Annotated in this window: 12 protein-coding genes; 10 read left to right on the forward strand and 2 right to left on the reverse strand. The window is 34.7% G+C overall.

Features of this window, described 5'->3' with window-relative positions; all coding sequences use genetic code 11:
* The first annotated feature begins 9 nt into the window (after positions 1-9).
* Both A9CBEGH2_RS12075 and A9CBEGH2_RS12080 read left to right on the forward strand, forming a co-directional pair.
* Positions 10-2,448 carry a heavy metal translocating P-type ATPase gene (locus tag A9CBEGH2_RS12075; RefSeq protein ID WP_118361542.1) on the forward strand — a complete coding sequence of 813 codons (2,439 nt, stop codon included), beginning with the start codon at positions 10-12 and terminating at the stop codon, positions 2,446-2,448.
* A gap of 64 nt (positions 2,449-2,512) precedes the next feature.
* Entirely contained in the window at positions 2,513-3,148 is a 636-nt protein-coding gene (locus tag A9CBEGH2_RS12080) for a hypothetical protein (protein ID WP_232057342.1), read from the forward strand.
* 88 nt (positions 3,149-3,236) lie between these two features.
* Here A9CBEGH2_RS12080 and A9CBEGH2_RS12085 read toward each other — a convergent pair whose 3' ends face one another.
* Complete coding sequence (locus A9CBEGH2_RS12085) at positions 3,237-4,820, reverse strand: LCP family glycopolymer transferase (protein WP_115715692.1); 1,584 nt, start codon at positions 4,818-4,820, stop codon at positions 3,237-3,239.
* A gap of 325 nt (positions 4,821-5,145) precedes the next feature.
* On the reverse strand, positions 5,146-6,729 hold the full coding sequence (locus tag A9CBEGH2_RS12090) for an LCP family protein (protein ID WP_115715691.1): 1,584 nt from the start codon (positions 6,727-6,729) through the stop codon (positions 5,146-5,148).
* Positions 6,730-6,871: 142 nt separating this feature from the next.
* Here A9CBEGH2_RS12090 and A9CBEGH2_RS12095 point away from each other — a divergent pair, with 142 nt between their 5' ends.
* From A9CBEGH2_RS12095 to rlmD, 8 genes are read left to right on the forward strand one after another with little or no spacing between them, the layout of a single operon-like run.
* Positions 6,872-9,073, forward strand: a complete 2,202-nt coding sequence (locus A9CBEGH2_RS12095) for an ATP-dependent helicase (RefSeq protein ID WP_118276973.1) — start codon at positions 6,872-6,874, stop codon at positions 9,071-9,073.
* A 9-nt stretch (positions 9,074-9,082) separates the two neighbouring features.
* Positions 9,083-11,071, forward strand: a complete 1,989-nt coding sequence (ligA, locus tag A9CBEGH2_RS12100; protein WP_118276972.1) for an NAD-dependent DNA ligase LigA — start codon at positions 9,083-9,085, stop codon at positions 11,069-11,071.
* Complete coding sequence (locus tag A9CBEGH2_RS12105; RefSeq protein ID WP_118276971.1) at positions 11,068-12,168, forward strand: CamS family sex pheromone protein; 1,101 nt, start codon at positions 11,068-11,070, stop codon at positions 12,166-12,168. Before ligA ends, A9CBEGH2_RS12105 begins: the two co-directional genes overlap by 4 nt.
* Before the next feature lie 18 nt (positions 12,169-12,186).
* Positions 12,187-12,480, forward strand: coding sequence for an Asp-tRNA(Asn)/Glu-tRNA(Gln) amidotransferase subunit GatC (gene gatC, locus A9CBEGH2_RS12110; RefSeq protein ID WP_115715687.1), 294 nt, complete (start codon positions 12,187-12,189; stop codon positions 12,478-12,480).
* 1 nt (position 12,481) lies between these two features.
* On the forward strand, positions 12,482-13,903 hold the full coding sequence (locus A9CBEGH2_RS12115; RefSeq protein ID WP_118276970.1) for an amidase family protein: 1,422 nt from the start codon (positions 12,482-12,484) through the stop codon (positions 13,901-13,903).
* Positions 13,900-15,324, forward strand: coding sequence for an Asp-tRNA(Asn)/Glu-tRNA(Gln) amidotransferase subunit GatB (gene gatB / locus A9CBEGH2_RS12120; RefSeq protein ID WP_115715685.1), 1,425 nt, complete (start codon positions 13,900-13,902; stop codon positions 15,322-15,324). Before A9CBEGH2_RS12115 ends, gatB begins: the two co-directional genes overlap by 4 nt.
* A gap of 48 nt (positions 15,325-15,372) precedes the next feature.
* Entirely contained in the window at positions 15,373-15,987 is a 615-nt protein-coding gene (locus A9CBEGH2_RS12125; RefSeq protein WP_115715684.1) for a hypothetical protein, read from the forward strand.
* Between the two features lie 39 nt (positions 15,988-16,026).
* Entirely contained in the window at positions 16,027-17,355 is a 1,329-nt protein-coding gene (gene rlmD, locus A9CBEGH2_RS12130) for a 23S rRNA (uracil(1939)-C(5))-methyltransferase RlmD (protein ID WP_118276969.1), read from the forward strand.
* The last annotated feature ends 310 nt before the right edge of the window (positions 17,356-17,665 follow it).

The following is a 17,665-nucleotide window of genomic DNA, read 5'->3' on the forward strand; positions in this document are numbered from 1 at the left end:
GTTTTGATTATGGAATTTAAGTATCATGTTAGTGGCATGCATTGTGCTGCATGTTCTGCTGCAGTAGAAAGAATATTAAAAAAGCAGGAAGGAATTGAAACAGCACAGGTAAATCTGGTGATGGAAGAAGTTTTGATACAGGCAGAAGAAGAGAACTTTGATGCCTGGAAAGAAGCAGTAAGCAAAGGTGGATTTGAGCTTGAGAAACTGCAGGATAAAAAAGATGTATCGTATCATAAAAAAGTGGTATGTGATATTTTAGGAATGCAGTGTGCAGCATGCAGTGCTGGTATTGAAAAAGTTTTAAAAAGAACAGAAGGAATTTTAGATGTATCCGTAAATCTATTGTTGAATCAGGCAGAAATAGAATATGATCAAACGAAAATAAAGCTGGAAGAAATTTTTCAAGTGATTCAAAAAGGTGGGTTTGATGCTCGAATTCATCAGGAACAACAGCAGGAAGAAACAAAGAAAAAAGATTATGAAAACGTGCATATTTATGGAACCTTGATCGTTGCTTTTCTATTGTTGTATATCGGTATGTCACATATGCTTGGAAGTTTTGAACTTCCTTTACCGAATATTATTTCCTATAAAACAAACCCTTTTAATTTTGCATTTATTCAGTTTGTACTAGCAACGATCATTGCGATAAGTGGCTGGAAATTTTATTATCGAGGTATACGCTCTTTACTTCATGGGGCAGCGAATATGGACACTTTAGTTGCGATAGGTACAGGAAGTGCATATATTTATTCTGTTTTTTCCTTATTCTCAATTGCCAATGGAAATGTGCATGCAGTTCATTCTCTGTATTTTGAAGGAGCTGGTGTGGTTATCGCATTGGTACAGTTTGGAAAACATTTGGAGGCTATTTCTAAGAAAAAATCAACAGGCGCCATTCAGGCGTTATTACAGCTTCGTCCTAAGACTGCTACCTTATTTAAAAATGGTAAAGAAATGGAAATTTCTGTAGATGAAGTAGTTGTAGGCGATGTTTTGGTTGTAAAAGCAGGAGAGCATATTGCCGTTGATGGAATTGTTGTAGAAGGAGAAAGCAATGTAGATGAGAGCATGCTGAGTGGTGAAAGCATGCCGGTGAAAAAAGGAGTACAGGATGAAGTACATCAAGGAACGATGAATCTTGATGGAAGATTGTTGATGCGCTGCAGTGTTGATAATGAGGATACGACACTTTCAAAAATTATTCGTATGGTGGAAGATGCACAAAGCAAGAAAGCACCAATCGCAAGAATTGCGGATCGTATTTCTATGTATTTTGTACCAATTGTGATGGGGATTGCATTTGTGTCGGCGCTTATATGGTATTTTATTCAAAAAGATGTATCCTTCTCTTTAACGATTTTTGTAAGTGTACTAGTCATTGCCTGTCCTTGTGCATTAGGTCTGGCTACACCAACTGCCATTATGGTAGGAACTGGAAAAGCAGCGCAGCTAGGTATTTTTATTAAAAGTGGAGAAGCTTTGGAAATAGCTAGTCATATCGATTGTGTGGTCTTTGATAAAACAGGAACCATTACGATTGGAAAACCGCTTGTAACCGATGTATTTGCGCAGGATAAACAACAGGTGTTAGCTTATGCGGCAGCTTTGGAACAGGGAAGTGTACACCCTCTTGCAACTGCCATCTTACAAAAAGCAGAGGAAGAACATATATTAGCTCCATCTTTATCAAATATTCAAACAGTGAATGGAAAAGGTGTGTACGCCCAGTTGTCTGAAAAGAAACTGATGGCGGGAAATCGACGTATGATGGAAGAAGAAGGTCTTGATGTTTCTATGTATTTAGAAGCTGAGAAAGCATGCCAGGAAGCTGGTAAAAGTGTTGTATGGGTTTCTTATGATCAGCAGGTCATTGGTATGTTAGCTATTGCGGATAAAATAAAAGATCATGTGCGTGATGTGGTAGAAAGCTTAACAAAAAGTGGAAAAGAAGTATATATGATAAGTGGAGATCATACAAGAACTGCAACTGCAATTGCGAAACAGGCAGGAATTACGAATGTTATAGCGGAAGTTTTGCCACAGGATAAAGCAGAAGAAGTGAAACGATTACAAAAGCTTGGCAAGAAAGTCGCAATGGTAGGAGATGGTATCAATGATGCAATTGCCTTAACACAAAGTGAAGTAGGAATTGCTATTGGAAGTGGAAGCGATGTTGCGATAGAGAGTGCAGATATTGTATTAATGAAAGAAGATATACGTGATGTAGAAACAGCACTTCGTTTATCTCATTCTGTTTTGCGTAATATTAAACAAAATTTATTTTGGGCATTTTTCTATAATACGATTGGAATACCTGTTGCGGCTGGTATTTTATATCCAATTTTCCATATTCTTTTATCACCTGTGTTTGCAGGAGCAGCTATGGCATTTAGTTCTGTATCTGTTGTAAGTAATGCACTTCGTTTAAGGAATTTTAAATAAGAGATGAAAAAACTTTAAAGATATAGTACAATTTACTACAGAATGGAAGGTGTATAGCTTGGAAATGATGGTTTGGATTATCTTTACGCTTATCATTGTAGTAAGTTTTGTAGGTAGTACTTTTTTGAAAAACAATATCTTTAATAAATTATTAAAAGATATGCAGAAACAGGATTTTGATACGTTTTTTAAGCGTTTAGATTCTTTTACGACAAAACTTTTTTATGCTCCCTTTAACAGAGAATACATGCGTTTAAATGCATATTTTCTAATGGGAGATGAAAAGAAAATTAAAGAACAGTTTGATTTAATATTAACGTTGCGTATGAGCAAAAAGCAGGATATCGATATCAGTTTGAAAGCTTTTTACTTCTATATTGATGATAAGAATAAGCAAAAGACAGAAGAAATGCTGCAGCGTATTCAAAAATGTGGAAATGAAGAAATATATACACAGTGTAAGATTATGTCTGCTATTGTAATTGATAAAAGTATTGAATACATTGATGATATGGAAGCACAGGTAAAACAGTGTGAAGGTATCGATAGAGGGATGTTTCATTATTTATTAGGTCTTCAGTATTTAAATAAGAAAGATACACCAAAAGCCATGGAACATTTACAAAGTGCGCAAAAGGATTTGAAAGACTCCCCATATGAATTAAAAATAAAACAAATCATAAAGGAACATAAAAAATAAGAGGATATCATCATTAGTTTCTATATTATAGGGGAAGGACTGGATAACCATTAAAAAAACGTATCGAGATAGATACGTTTTTTTAATGCTATTGTTCATTCGCCATATAATCCCATACAATAGTAGGATCATCATTTACTTTAGGACTGTTTTTATATAAATCATTCAAATCAAAACTAAAGTTTTTCATTTCCAGCTGATGACTTGCGCCATCATATGCATTTAATATCCATTGTACTTCTTCCTGATTGTATAAATATACATCGAATTTTTGTTCATTTCCCTGACTGGCAGTGTATTGATAACTGTAAGTTCCATTGTCACTGGAAATAGAGCTGATGGTCCATGGTTTTATATTTTCCAGCTCATGTGATACAAATTTTGTAATTTGGGAAGTTGGCATATTGGTCATAACATAATTTGGAGCGATTTCCATTAATTCGTTAAAGGAAGTTAGTGCGGTTGCAGGATTCATTAATTTATTGATAATTGCTTTAATGATGCGCTGCTGTGCACGTTCTCTTCCTGGATTATCATAGCCTGGTGTTTTTCGATGTCGAGAATATGCTAGCGCCTGTTTCCCATTTAATGTTTGTTCTCCTTTGTCAAGGCAAATCAAATCTTCTTCTTTAAAGCTTCTGTTTTCATCTTGCTCACAGAAACTAATTTCCACATCTACATCAATGCCACCTAGAGCATCTACGATTTCAATGAGAGAATTAAAACTGATGCGGGCATAGTAATCAATAGGAATTTGAAAGAAGTTTTCAAGAGATGCTATACTTGTGTCAATTCCATATAAACCAGTATGTGTAAATTTATCATTTAAATTATTGACTGCAGTGTTAGGCATATAGCCATCTCTTGGCAAAGAAACCATATCAATATGGTTTGCTCGTGGATTTACGATTAAGATGATATTTGTATCTGTTCTTGTCTGCTGATCTGGAGAACCCATACTATCTAAGCCACTCACATAGACGGTGAAAGTTTCTTTTGTGATGTCTTTTTGAACTTTAGTTTCTTTGATTTCTCGCTCATAGGTTTCAAGGATAGTGAGCTTGTCTTGTAATCCTTCCTGATTAGCACAAGCAATATTATAATAAGTGTCAGATATTGCGACAGCTTGAATCGTTTTATTTTCAAGGTCTGTAAACAGGGTTGTATAGTCCAGTGCTTCTGTTTCACTATAAGTAGAAATATCTTTTCTTAGCTCTTCTTTCATGAAAGAGGCATTGTCTACATCACTTCCATTTTGAAAACCAATTGCAGAATTTTGTAAATCATTAATATTATTAAATTTATTTTCTTTTAATGATACGATATATAATTTGTTCTTTTTAGAAATTGTACCGTCCTTATTCATAGTTGTACTGGATACCTTGTTTAAAGTTTGATGCGATTTATGCAGCAGATAGCCACTAAAACCAAGCAGAACACAAAGAAGAAGTACAAAGCATCTTCGAAGAATACGAACCCATAAAGGCATTTTTTTAAATGATAAAAGTAAAAAAATAAGCCATAAAACACCAATTAGTGCTGCTCCAATCGTAATCCATTTTTGAGGAAGAAGTCCAAAAAGATAGGCAACATAAAAGGCAGCAATGCCAATTCCAAGCATAAGAAGCATTAAAATCATATCTATAATATAAAATCGTTTTTCTTTTCTCATATACACACTCCATTTATAAATTATATTTATTATAAACTATTTAAATCTATTTATATATGGCTATTTTATGAAAATTCGTTAAGAAAAGAAAAAAGGAATGTAGGTTTACATTCCTCAGGTTGTTGACAAACTATATATTTTGAAAATATATAAAACCAATTTAAAAAAAGTGGTAGAAAGATTCCTTTTACTAGGTGATTTTTGGTAAATGATAGCTTAAAATCACCTGTTTTTTATACAAAAGTGGGGATAAAAAAAGACCGAATGACAAAGTCTGCTCAAAGAGCGACTTTGTCAACGGTCTGAGGAATGTAGGGTTACATTCCTAGTATTGCGGTGTTATTGCCATTGTATCCCAAACAATGTTTGGATCATCATTTATATTTGATGTATTTCCATCTATGGTATTGATATTAAATTGGAAATTTTTCATTTCTAATGGATGCAGGGCACTTTCATAAGCATCATGTACAGCTTGTACATCTTCTTTTGAAAATAAATAGACACTGGAAGTACCTTCTTCCTTTGGTATACTGGCAGTAAAGCGAGAATCATTAACACCATTGTCAGTTGATATAGAAGAAATTGTCCATGGCTGTGGATTGTTTAACTCTGAAGATATAAATTTTGCGATTTGAGAGGCTGGCATATCGGTAAGTACATAGTCTGGGGCAATATCCAGCAGACTATTTACATAGGTTAATGCATTAGGACTTATTAATTTATCAATAATAGCATTAATGATGCGACGCTGTGCACGCTCTCTTCCTGGATTATCATAGCCAGGTGTTTTTCGATGTCGAGAATATGCTAGCGCCTGTTTTCCATTCAGTGTCTGTTCCCCTTTTTCAAGACAAATCAAATCTTCTTTTTTAAAACTTCTGTTTTCATCCTGTTCACAGAAACTGATTTCTACATCTACATCAATACCGTTCATTGCATCTACGATTTCAATTAATGAATTAAAACTTACACGTGCATAATAATCAATAGGAATACCAAAAAAGTTTTCAATAGAGGAAACACTTGCACTGATTCCATACATTCCTGTATGTGCCAGCTTATCATTTTCATTATGCAAAGCTGTATTTGGAATGTAGCCATCTCTTGGCAAAGACACCATATCAATATGATTAGCTCTTGGATTCACAATAAGTAAAATATTGGTATCGCTTCTGTTTTGCTGATCAGGAGAACCCATATTGTCTAAACCGCTTATATACACAACAAAGGGTTCTTTGGAAATATCTTTTTGTTTCTTTTCTGTTTTTAGATTTTTCTTTTTAAGAGTCGCAATCGTTTTAATATTATCTTCAAATCCATCAATATTGTTTTTAGACATATCGTAATAATTATCACTAATAGCTAAAGCATCTATATTTCCTATCATCATTTGTGAAATCAATGTTGTATAATCAAGTTCTTCTACCATTTGAATATCTGCTGATTTTTTGATTTCGGTTTTAGCGTATTCACTGTTTTCTATATCGCTTCCTTTTTGGAAACCAACACGATGAGAAGCAAGTTCATCCAATGACGTGATAGAGCTGTTTTTAGAGGTAATGATCTTGATTTCTGTATATTCTTTTTCTTCCATCTGAAACATCTGGTTTAATGTCTGTTTTGATTTTTGAAGAAAGAAGGCAGGAATACACAGAAGCACACATAAAACCAGGATAAAGATTCGTTTGGTTATGATGATCCATCGCTTTGTCTTTCGAAGACTAAGAAGAAATAATGTGATATAAATCATCAGGAAAAAGATAACCCCTATAAGAATCCATTTTTTGGGAAGAATGGAAAACGTCAGTGCATTATATAGCATATAAATTCCAACCAGTAATAAAATAAATAAAAAGATAAGATCAATGGTTCTGGTATAGTAACGTTTTGGTTTTTTATTTGTCATATTTTCAACTCTTTTCTTTCTTTTTTAAGCTTGTTTATTATAGTATAAAACCTGTATTCTGCCAATTTTAAATTTCTGAATTTTTAGTAATATATTAGGAAAACAACTTAAAAGTATAGTATAATAAACCGGAGGTGATTTTGTGTCGTTTTTAGATGGATTGAATAAACAGCAAAAAGAGGCTGCACAGTGTGTAGATTCTCATCTTCGTATTATTGCGGGAGCCGGAAGTGGGAAAACCCGTGTGGTAACGACCAGAATTGCATACCTGGTAGAAGAATTGCATGTATTGCCGAATAAGATTCTGGCAATTACATTTACAAATAAGGCCGCAAAAGAGATGAAAGAGCGTGTAGAAAGTATGCTGGGGGATATAGGAAAGGCCGTTCAAATATCCACAATTCACTCTTTTTGTGTGCGTTTATTAAGAGAAGATATATTAGAAATTGCATATCCTAGAAACTTTACGATTTTAGATGGTGATGATCAAAAAAGTATTTTACGAGATGCATATAAACAGATGAATATCGATGTGAAAGCATATAGTTACAGCAGTATGCTTGCCTATATTAGCGGAAATAAAACAAACTTTGTAGATTGTGATATGGCAAAAGCAAGTGCAGGGGTTTGGGATGCAGAGCAAATTAAGGCCGATGTATATGCATTTTATGAAAAGCGAAGAAAAGAAATGTATGCTTTGGATTTTGATGATTTATTGCTGTATACACATAAGATTTTAAAAGAAAAAGAAGATGTGCGAAGAAAATGGCAGAGAAGATTTTCTTTTATCCATGTAGATGAATTTCAAGATGTGGATATGCTGCAGTATGATATTATTCGTATGCTGGTAAAAGATGGCAGTTATTTATGTGTGGTAGGAGATCCTGATCAGACGATTTATACATGGCGTGGTGCACAGGTTGATATCATCATGAATTTTGAAAAGGATTTTCCTGATAGTAAAACCGTTATCTTAAATGAAAATTATCGCTCTACACAGCAAATTTTAAATGGAGCGAATGCTTTAATAAAAAATAATAAAAATCGTATTGATAAAGAATTGTTTACGGAAAGAAAAGGGGAACATAAAATTGTTCATTTTTCCGCAATGGATGATGCGAATGAACCTTTATGGGTCGTTAGCAAGATTCGCACACTCGCACAGGAAGGTATTTCTTATGGAGATATTGCGGTTTTGTATCGTTCCAATTATTTATCAAGAGGGTTGGAAAAATGCCTGCTGGATTTTCGTATTCCTTATCGTATTTATGGAGGAATTCGTTTCTATGATCGTGCAGAAATCAAGGATTCTTTAAGTTATCTTCGTTTATTGACACCTTCAAATCCAGAAGATCCAAAAGAATTGTATAAAAATCTTGCGATCAAACGTATCATTAATTTGCCAAAGCGTGGAATCGGAAATAAGACAATGGAACTTATTGAAACACAGGCAGAGCATGATGATACCAATATGTATGAAATCATTAAAAATTATGAGATTGGAAAAGGAAAAGCGAAAACAAGCTTGCAGGCTTTTGTACAGCTTATTGAAAAATATAGAGCACAGGTGGATAAGATTTCCATCGATCAGCTTTTGGAACAGCTTTTAGAAGAAAGCGGATATTTACATATGCTAAGAGAAGATAAGGAAATTGAGCGATTGGAAAATATCAAGGAACTTATCAGTGATATATCAGATTATGTAGAGGCATATCCAGAAGGAACTTTACAAGAATACTTGCAGGAGATTTCTTTGTATACAGATAAAGAAGATACTTCTCAAAGGGATTGTGTACAGCTGATGACCATTCATGCCGCAAAAGGTCTGGAGTTTGATCATGTGTTTGTATACAACTTATGTGAAGGGGTGTTCCCAAGTGAGCGCAGTATTGCGGAAGGGGGAGCACAAGCACTGGAAGAAGAAAGACGACTTGCTTATGTTGCCTTTACACGTGCAAAGAAACGCTTGTTTTTATCAGATTCTTATGGTTATAGTTTTGTATTGGATAAAGTAAAAACCTCTTCACGTTTTGTAAAAGAAATACCAGAAGAATACATAGAAGAAGTTGGTGCTAAACCACGAAACACTTTTACAAGTGATACAGATACCTTTAATGGAAACGATTTTCTTTCCATGCATTCCTCTTTTGAAACAAAAAACACACAGGCAGAAAATAAACCTGTAAAAAAAGGAAAGATTCGAAAAGGGGATTTAATTACGCATGATGTATTTGGTGATGGTGTGGTTATTAAGCTGGAAGATAAACTGGCTACGATTGCCTTTGATAAAAAATTTGGAATTCGTAAAATTATGATCGATCATCCGGCATTAAAGAAAAAATAGGAGGGCATGATGGACGTTAAAAATCGAATATTAGAATTACGTAGAAAATTGGATGCCTTTGCATATGAATATTATGTTTTAGATCAGCCAAGTGTTTCTGATCAGGAATATGATCGCTATTATCAGGAACTTGTTGCCTTAGAGGATGCAAATCCAGAATATAAAGATCCTAACTCCATTACACAGCGTGTAGGTGGTGTAGTTTTGGATGCTTTTACAAAAGTTGAACATAAAAATCGTATGTTATCTTTAGGAAATGCGTTTAATTTAGAAGATTTAAAGGCGTTTGATGAAAGAGTGCGTGCGGTTAAACCAGATGCCAGTTATGTGGTTGAATTGAAAATGGATGGTTTGGCAATTTCTCTGCATTACATAGATGGACGTTTTCATCAGGCTGTTACACGTGGGGATGGACTTGTCGGAGAAGATGTTACAAACAATGTGCGTACGATTCCTTCTATTCCTATGCATATTGATGCACAAGGGGAAGTGGAAGTACGTGGAGAAGTGTACATGCCGAAAAAAAGTTTTGAAGAGCTGAATACAAAACGAGAAGAAAATGGTGAAGAATTGTTTGCGAATCCACGAAATGCGGCTGCAGGAAGTATTCGTCAGTTAGACAGTAAAATAGCTGCCCAAAGAAAGCTGGATGCGTTCTTATATTATTTAGAAGATGCAGCATCTTTCGGCATACAGACGCATGAAGAAGCACTGGAAACTTTAGAAAAATGGCATATCAAGGTAAATCCATTGCGCAAGGTATGCAAGACAATAGAAGAAGCATGGCAGTTTATACAGGAAATTCAGGAAAAAAGAGAAGAGCTTCCTTATGAAATTGATGGTATGGTTCTTAAAGTAAATGAACTTTCTTCATGGAATGTTTTAGGAACCACAATAAAAGCTCCTCGTTATGCCATTGCCTATAAATTTCCTGCAGAAGAAGTTGTTACCAAGCTTTTAGATATTGTGGTAACGGTAGGTAGAACAGGGCGTGTTACACCGAATGCAGTGCTGGAACCGGTTCGTGTAGCAGGAACAACAGTATCTGCGGCACAGCTTCATAATGAAGATATGATCAAAGAAAAAGATATTCGTATTCATGATGATGTTGTGATACGCAAAGCTGGAGATATTATTCCGGAAGTTGTTCGTCCTTTGGTAGAAAAAAGAGATGGAACGCAAGGAATTTATCATTTTCCAACACAATGTCCAATCTGCTCAGGAGCGCTGGTTCGACTTCCAAATGAAGCGGCACATTACTGTATTAATCAGGATTGCCCAGCTCGTGTTGTGGAAAGTATGATTCATTTTGCAGGCAGAGATGCGATGAATATCGATACTTTAGGAGATAAAAAGATTGAATTTTTCCACAAGGAAGGATTATTAAATACGATAGAAGATATTTATCGTTTAAAAGATCATGAAGAAGAAATTTTAAGTATGGAAGGATTTAAAGAAAAATCCTTTATGAAAATGATTGATGCGATTGAAAAAAGTAAAGAGAATCCTCTTGAGGACTTGATTTATGGATTAGGAATTCGTCAGGTTGGTAAAAAAGCTGCTAAGGTTTTAGCAAAACATTTCTTGACGATGGATGCATTGATGGCAGCTGATCGTGATGCTTTCGTTGCGATTAAAGATATTGGAGAAATTACGGCGGATAGTATCGTTGCATTTTTTAGAGAAGAGAAAAATATGGAACTTATTGACCATTTAAAAGCTTTTGGACTTCGTATGGACAGTGAAAAAGAAGAAATTAAGGAAAGTTTCTTTACTGGAAAAACAGTTGTATTAACTGGAACACTTACACAGATGACACGAAATGAAGCAAAAGCAATGTTGGAGTCTTTAGGAGCAAATGTCAGTGGTTCTGTTTCTAAGAAAACGGATTTGGTAGTGTATGGAGAAGCTGCCGGCAGTAAGCTTACTAAGGCAAGAGATTTAGGTGTAGAGGTAATGGATGAAGAAACCTTTTTACAGGAGGTGAAAGCATCATGAAAAAAATATTAGCGAGTATTATGGCTGTTTTTCTTGTAGTGGCAATGAGTGGCTGCAAGGATGATACAAAGAAACAATCGACAAATCTGGAAGAAACCAAAGCAGTCTCAGAAGGGGATTATGCGGCATTGTTGCCTTATGAAGCAAGTACAGCTCGCCATTCTCATGCAATTTTAAGTACAAATCAAACAGAAACTTTTACGGTTGGCAAAGGCTTAATGGAGTTAAGCAAAAAACATTTTGATCCTGATACATATGTATATCGTGAAGGACAGTTTTTAACATACAGTGCACTTGATGCGACAAGTGATGGAGAAGGGTTATTAGGACGTACGAGCGAAACCAATCCTAATGGAATGAATCCCAAAGTTGGATCTAGGTTTAAAACGGATGCCGGAGAAAAAGAAATTACTTCTTCCGATGTAGTTTTATTAGATATTTTTGAGATGGACTGGTATCGCTCCAATGATCTAGAAGGAATTTCTTTAGCGCTTGTTTTAAATAGTAAAATTGGAGATAGTGAAAATCCCGATATTATAACAGATGAAATGTTAAAAACATATGGGGAAGATGCTGCTAGAAAAATTGTGAGTTACTTAAGAAAAACACATCCAGAAATTGGGCAGAAAACACCGATTTATGTGGTATTATATAAAGAGGGTGGAGTAAACAATTCTCTTCCTGGAGTTTTTCTGGATGAAGCATACTTTGAATCGAAAACTGTAGGGGAATTTAAATCCATTTCAGAAGAGTGGGCGTTATTTCCAAGTAAAAACGCTTCCGAGCTAGATGGAAGCGTAGCGACGAATTTTTCAAAATTAAAGAAAAATATATTAAATGTTTTACCGGATGCAACATCCATTATTGGGGAAGGTCATTTTACAGATAAAAAACTTGATTCTTTATCCATGGAAGTGTCCATCAATGCGAAAAGTTATGCAGAGGCATATGCCGTTGTACAAATGGTAAATACATCAATGTCAATGTTTGATGGAAAAAATTATGGTGTGAAAGTGACTATAAACAACAATAATGAATTGCTTGCGGTTGTTTCCAGAAATAAAGGAAGCAGTGAAGTATCCGCTGTGATTTTATAAAAGAAAGGAAGAATAGGTATGGAACAATATAGTGCAGAGTACTTTAAGAAACTGGCACACGATATCATGTTCGATTTAAGTGATGAAGAAGCTTGTGAACTGCAGGAAGAATTCAAGGAACTTTTGGAACAGATCGAGGTGCTAGATAAAATTGATACAGAAAATGTAGAAGAAATGATTTACCCATTTGAAGCAGAAACTGTATTTTTAAGAGAAGACAAAGTAGAAAATGTCATTTCTCAGGAAGCAGCATTAAGCAATGTAAAATCTGCAAAAGCAGGTCATGTACATGTACCTAAGGTGGTGAAGTAAGATGGATTTTGAAAAAGCAAGAAAACAGAGCGTAGAAGAACGTATAAACCAAGCGTTTGAAAAAGCAAAGGCATCCCAGGATAAATTAAATGCAGTTGTTACTTTTATAGATCCTAAAGAACAGATCGAAGCATTAAAAGATGTGGATGAAAAAGCGCCACTATATGGTATGCCAATTGTTTTAAAAGACAATGTGAATACAAAAGGAATTCGTACAACAGCAAGTTCTCGAATTTTAGATAACTATGTGCCTGTTTATGATGCACATATCGTAGATAAACTGCGTGAAGCTGGAGCTGTTGTCATTGCGAAAGCAAGCATGGATGAATTAGGTATGGGTGGTACAAATAAAAATGCGCATACTGGAAAAGTAAATAATCCTTGGGATGTTCGCCGTATTTCAGGGGGAAGTTCTGGAGGTAGTGCAGTACTTGTAGCAGAAGGAATCGTACCTTTTGCGATTGGTACAGATACAGGAGACAGTGTACGAAAACCAGCTGCATATAATGGTGTTATCGGTGTAAAACCGACATATGGAAGAATTTCTCGTTATGGTATCATTCCATATGCAAGCAGCCTTGATCATGTTGGATACTTTACAAGTGCGGTAGAGGATGCAGCTTTAGCATTGGAAGTGCTGGCTGGAAGAGATGATCGTGACATGACAAGCTCTTATAAAGAGGTAGAAGCATATTCTAAAAATCTAAACAGTGACATCAAAGGAAAACGTATTGCGGTATTTGGAAATGTGCAGGATGCAATTCAAAATGCAGAAATGAAAGAAAATTTTGATGCATTAATGAAAAAATTAGAGGAAAGAGGCGCAATTGTAGAAAAAGTCTATTTAGATGAAACTTTGATGCATGCAATTTTGCCGGTTTACTATATTATTGCGAATGCCGAGGCTACCGCAAATCATTCAAACTTAGATGGTATTCGTTTTGGTATGAGAGAAGATGGAGAAAGCGTAGAAGATGTAATGATCAATTCCAGAACAAAGGGATTATGTTCTTATGTTCGTAAGCGTTTTGTCATCGGAAGTTATTCTTTATATGAAGAAAATCAAGAAAAAGTATTCCGTAAAGCACAGAAAGTGCGTCGCTTAATTGTGGAAGAAATGAATAAAGTATTAAGCAGTTATGATGTGATAATTGCCAATGCTGCACCTAGTATTGCACCATATAGCGATGCAAGTGAAGATGAGCATTTAAGTAAAGATATTACAGTTGCGGAAAACCATATGGTTATGGGAAACTTCTCTGGAAATCCAAGTATGACGCTGCCATGTGGATTTGTGGAAGGTATGCCAATTGCGGTAAATATCAGTGCAAAAGCATTTGATGAACAGACAATGTTTAATATCGCAAAAGCAATTGAAGAAGAAACAGGATTAAAAGGAAACGATGTGGAGGTAGACGCATGAAATACGAAACCGTAATAGGAATTGAAATTCACTGTGAATTAAAAACAAAAACAAAAATGTTCTCCTCAGCACCGGTAGCTTTTGGAGAAGTGGCAAATACATGTGTAAATGAGGTAGATTTAGGACATCCTGGAACACTTCCTTGTGTTAACAAAGAAGCTGTTCGTTTAGCTGTAAAAGCCGCAACAGCTTTGCGTTGTGAAATTGATCCACTTGTGAAATTTGATCGTAAAAATTATTATTATTCCGATCTTCCAAAGGGATTTCAGATTACGCAGCAATTTCATCCAATTGGAAGAAATGGATGCATAACAATTGAAACAGAAGATGGCAAGAAAGATATTCGTATCAATCGAATTCACATGGAAGAAGATACAGCAAAACAGTTCCATAGTGATGCAGGGACTTTGATTGATTTTAACCGTGCAGGTACACCGCTTGTAGAAATCGTAAGTGAAGCGGATATGCGAAGTGGAAGTGAGGCTGCTGCTTATGTCGAAAAGTTAAGAACTTTATTGTACTATTTAGGAGTCAGCGATGTTAAAATGGAAGAAGGAAGCATGCGCTGTGATGTCAATGTTTCCATTCGACCAGTTGGAAGTACAGCTTTTGGTACAAAAACAGAAGTGAAAAATCTAAACTCTATTTCCAATGTACAAAAAGCAATTGATGCGGAAGTAGAACGACAGATTCAGCTGGTAGAAAATGGAGAAAAAGTTGAACAGGCTACTCGCCGTTATGATGAAACACAGAAAACTACCATTTTGATGCGTAAAAAAGAAGGAAATGTAGACTATAAATTTTTCCCAGAACCTAATATTACGCCAATTCGTTTAAGTGATGAATGGATTTCTGAAATTCAGGAAAATATGGAAGAACTTCCTGATGAAAGAAAAGCTCGTTATATGGGACAAAACGAATTAAGTGCATATGATGCAGATGTACTTGTTTCTAACAGAGAACTTTCTGATTTCTATGATGAAGTTATCAAGCATACAAAAGCGTATAAGAAAGCAGCTAACTGGGTAATTGTAGAGCTTTCTGCAGCTTTAAACAAAGCAAATATCAAACCAGCAGATAATCCTTGTAAAGCAGAATATCTTGCGGATATGATCAACATGGTAGAGGCGCAGGAAATCAGTGGAAAACAGGCAAAAGTTGTGTTTGAAGAAATTATGAAAGGAAAAGATCCAAAGAAAGTCGTAGAAGAAAAAGGCATGAAACAGATGAGTGATGCAAGTGAACTTCTTGCGATGATCAATACGGTTTTAGATAACAATCCACAGTCCATTGAAGATTTTAAAAATGGAAAAGATCGTGCTGTTGGATTCCTTGTTGGGCAGGTTATGAAAGCCAGCAAAGGACAGGCAAATCCTGCAATGACAAATAAACTTATTCAAGAAGAACTTAAGAAAAGATAGAAATTTAAGATAAAATTTAGTACAATGAATACCATCAGAGGTGATAAAATGGCAAAAAGTAATAAAAAAAGCAAACAGGTGAAACAAAAAAATACAAAGAGCAATATTCTTTATATTGTTGCGACTGTAGTTATTTTAATTCCCTTGTTAATGCTTGGATATATTTATTTCTCAACAAAAGAAAATAAAGGAAAGCCAACTGTTGGTAATCGTTTTGATAATGCTCTTGTGGAAAAAATTGAGCAAAATCAAATTGATCAGGTAAAATCAAGTTTAAAATATGATAAAGCCGAGAATGTAGAAATTAATTTGACAAGTGCGACATTACGTATAACAATTGATTTACAAGATACATGTGGAAAAAGCGATGTAGACAGCGTACTAAACGATGCTTATAAAAAAACTACGCAGATTCTTCCTGTAGAAACATATTTTACAAATAAAGATGATGTTAAAATGTATGATTTGGATATTCATGTATATAACTTTATTCCAAAAGATGATGATTCTACAGATGGATGGGTATATAAAGAAAAAATTAAAAATGCTTCCAGTAAGAAAGCAGTAACCGATACTCTAAGTTCTGCTCGCAGCAAAGAGGATGCAAATGCATTGTTGAAGCAGCAAAAAGAGCTGGAGAAAGAAGCAGGACAATCAAAATAAAGAAGAAAGGGCGTATGCCCTTTTTTAAGGAGTGGGAATATGAAAAAGAATGAACATGTGAATGGAATATGCTGCGGTTACACCAAAGATGGTCATGGGGTCGTAAAAATTGATGGATTTCCATTGTTTGTGAAAGGCATGCTGGAAAATGAAGAAGGTGAACTGGTCATAACTATGGTAAAGAAAAGCTATGGTTATGCTCGTTTATTAAACTTACATAAAACAAGTGCAGAACGTGTAAAACCTGTTTGTCCACTCGCAAAACAATGCGGAGGATGTCAGCTGCAGCATATGTCATATAAAGAGCAGCTGCGTTATAAAAAACAGAAAGTACAGGATGTTATCGATCGTATTGCGAAACTGGATTTAAAAGTAGAAGATGTTTTGGGAATGGAACATCAGTTATACTATCGTAACAAAGGACAGATTCCTGTTGGATTAAAAAATAATATTGTACAGACTGGTTTTTATCGTATCAATTCAAATGAAATTATTGATATGAATACCTGCTTGATTCAAAGTGAACGTATCAATACCGTTCTTGCTGTTATGAAAGAGTTATTAGTTAGTTATGAAAATGCATCCGTTTTTCGTCATTTGTTAATTAAAGATGGATTTCATACAGGAGAAGTAATGGTTGTATGGATTACTCGCAAGAAAAACTTTCCACATAAAGAAGATATGGTAAAAGAACTGGTAGATCGTTTGCCATTTGTTAAAAGTATTGTATTGAATTTAAATACAAGAGAAGATAATGTTATTTTAGGTAAGGAAGAAGAAGTGTTATATGGGCAATCCTTTATTACAGATACGATTCATGGTTTAAAATTCCATATTTCTTCTAAATCCTTTTATCAGGTAAATCCTGTTCAAACAGAAGTACTATATGGAAAAGCTTTAGAATTCTGTGAAATAAAAGGAAATGAAACGATATTGGATATGTATTGTGGTGTAGGAACAATCAGTATGTTTTTAGCTCAGAAAGCTAAAAAAGTGATTGGAATTGAAATTGTGGAGCAGGCAATAAAAAATGCGAAAGAAAATGCATTAAACAATGGCATTTCTAATATTGAGTTTGTATGCAGCGATGCGGCTTCTTATGCGAAAAAATTAAGTGAAGAAAATATGAAACCAGATATTATTGTGGTTGATCCTCCAAGAAAAGGATGTGATCAGATAACACTTGACAGTATTGTGAAAATGTCACCACAAAGAATTGTTTATGTATCTTGTGATCCAGCTACACTGGCAAGAGATCTTCGTATTTTAGAAGATAGTGGATATCATTGTATAAAGGTACAGCCTGTTGATATGTTCCCATTTAGTCACCACATAGAAAATGTAGCACAGCTTATAAAAAACAAATAACCTGATAAATAAAGCGCTTTAGACACTTTTCCATAGTCTAATTTTAAACTCTAGAAAATGAGATAACTGATAATTTTGCCTGATTTTAGAAATAAGTCAGGCTTTTTTATGAAATCAGCAGTAATAAGTGTTCGTGAAAATTAATGAAAGATATCTTTAATATTAAGAGAATAGTTATCATTTAATCTGTATAGAAAAGTAATGTGATCTTTAGTATACTGAACACAGTAAAAAAGTTTTGTTTTAGTAGAGACATAATTGAATTGTTTTAAAGAATATGATTGTTTTGCTAGATACGGAGGTGTTCGAT

Source organism: Amedibacterium intestinale (genome assembly GCF_010537335.1).
GTDB classification, from domain to species: Bacteria; Bacillota_I; Bacilli_A; order Erysipelotrichales; family Erysipelotrichaceae; genus Amedibacterium; species Amedibacterium intestinale.

Excerpts from the sequence above, each read along its gene's own strand:
- A9CBEGH2_RS12075 (WP_118361542.1), top strand. The coding sequence starts at position 10 with ATGGAATTTAAGTATCATGTTAGTGGCATGCATTGTGCTGCATGTTCT.
- A9CBEGH2_RS12080 (WP_232057342.1), top strand. The coding sequence starts at position 2,513 with ATGATGGTTTGGATTATCTTTACGCTTATCATTGTAGTAAGTTTTGTA.
- A9CBEGH2_RS12085 (WP_115715692.1), bottom strand. The coding sequence starts at position 4,820 with ATGAGAAAAGAAAAACGATTTTATATTATAGATATGATTTTAATGCTT.
- A9CBEGH2_RS12090 (WP_115715691.1), bottom strand. The coding sequence starts at position 6,729 with ATGACAAATAAAAAACCAAAACGTTACTATACCAGAACCATTGATCTT.
- ligA (WP_118276972.1), top strand. The coding sequence starts at position 9,083 with ATGGACGTTAAAAATCGAATATTAGAATTACGTAGAAAATTGGATGCC.
- A9CBEGH2_RS12105 (WP_118276971.1), top strand. The coding sequence starts at position 11,068 with ATGAAAAAAATATTAGCGAGTATTATGGCTGTTTTTCTTGTAGTGGCA.
- gatC (WP_115715687.1), top strand. The coding sequence starts at position 12,187 with ATGGAACAATATAGTGCAGAGTACTTTAAGAAACTGGCACACGATATC.
- A9CBEGH2_RS12115 (WP_118276970.1), top strand. The coding sequence starts at position 12,482 with ATGGATTTTGAAAAAGCAAGAAAACAGAGCGTAGAAGAACGTATAAAC.
- gatB (WP_115715685.1), top strand. The coding sequence starts at position 13,900 with ATGAAATACGAAACCGTAATAGGAATTGAAATTCACTGTGAATTAAAA.
- A9CBEGH2_RS12125 (WP_115715684.1), top strand. The coding sequence starts at position 15,373 with ATGGCAAAAAGTAATAAAAAAAGCAAACAGGTGAAACAAAAAAATACA.
- rlmD (WP_118276969.1), top strand. The coding sequence starts at position 16,027 with ATGAAAAAGAATGAACATGTGAATGGAATATGCTGCGGTTACACCAAA.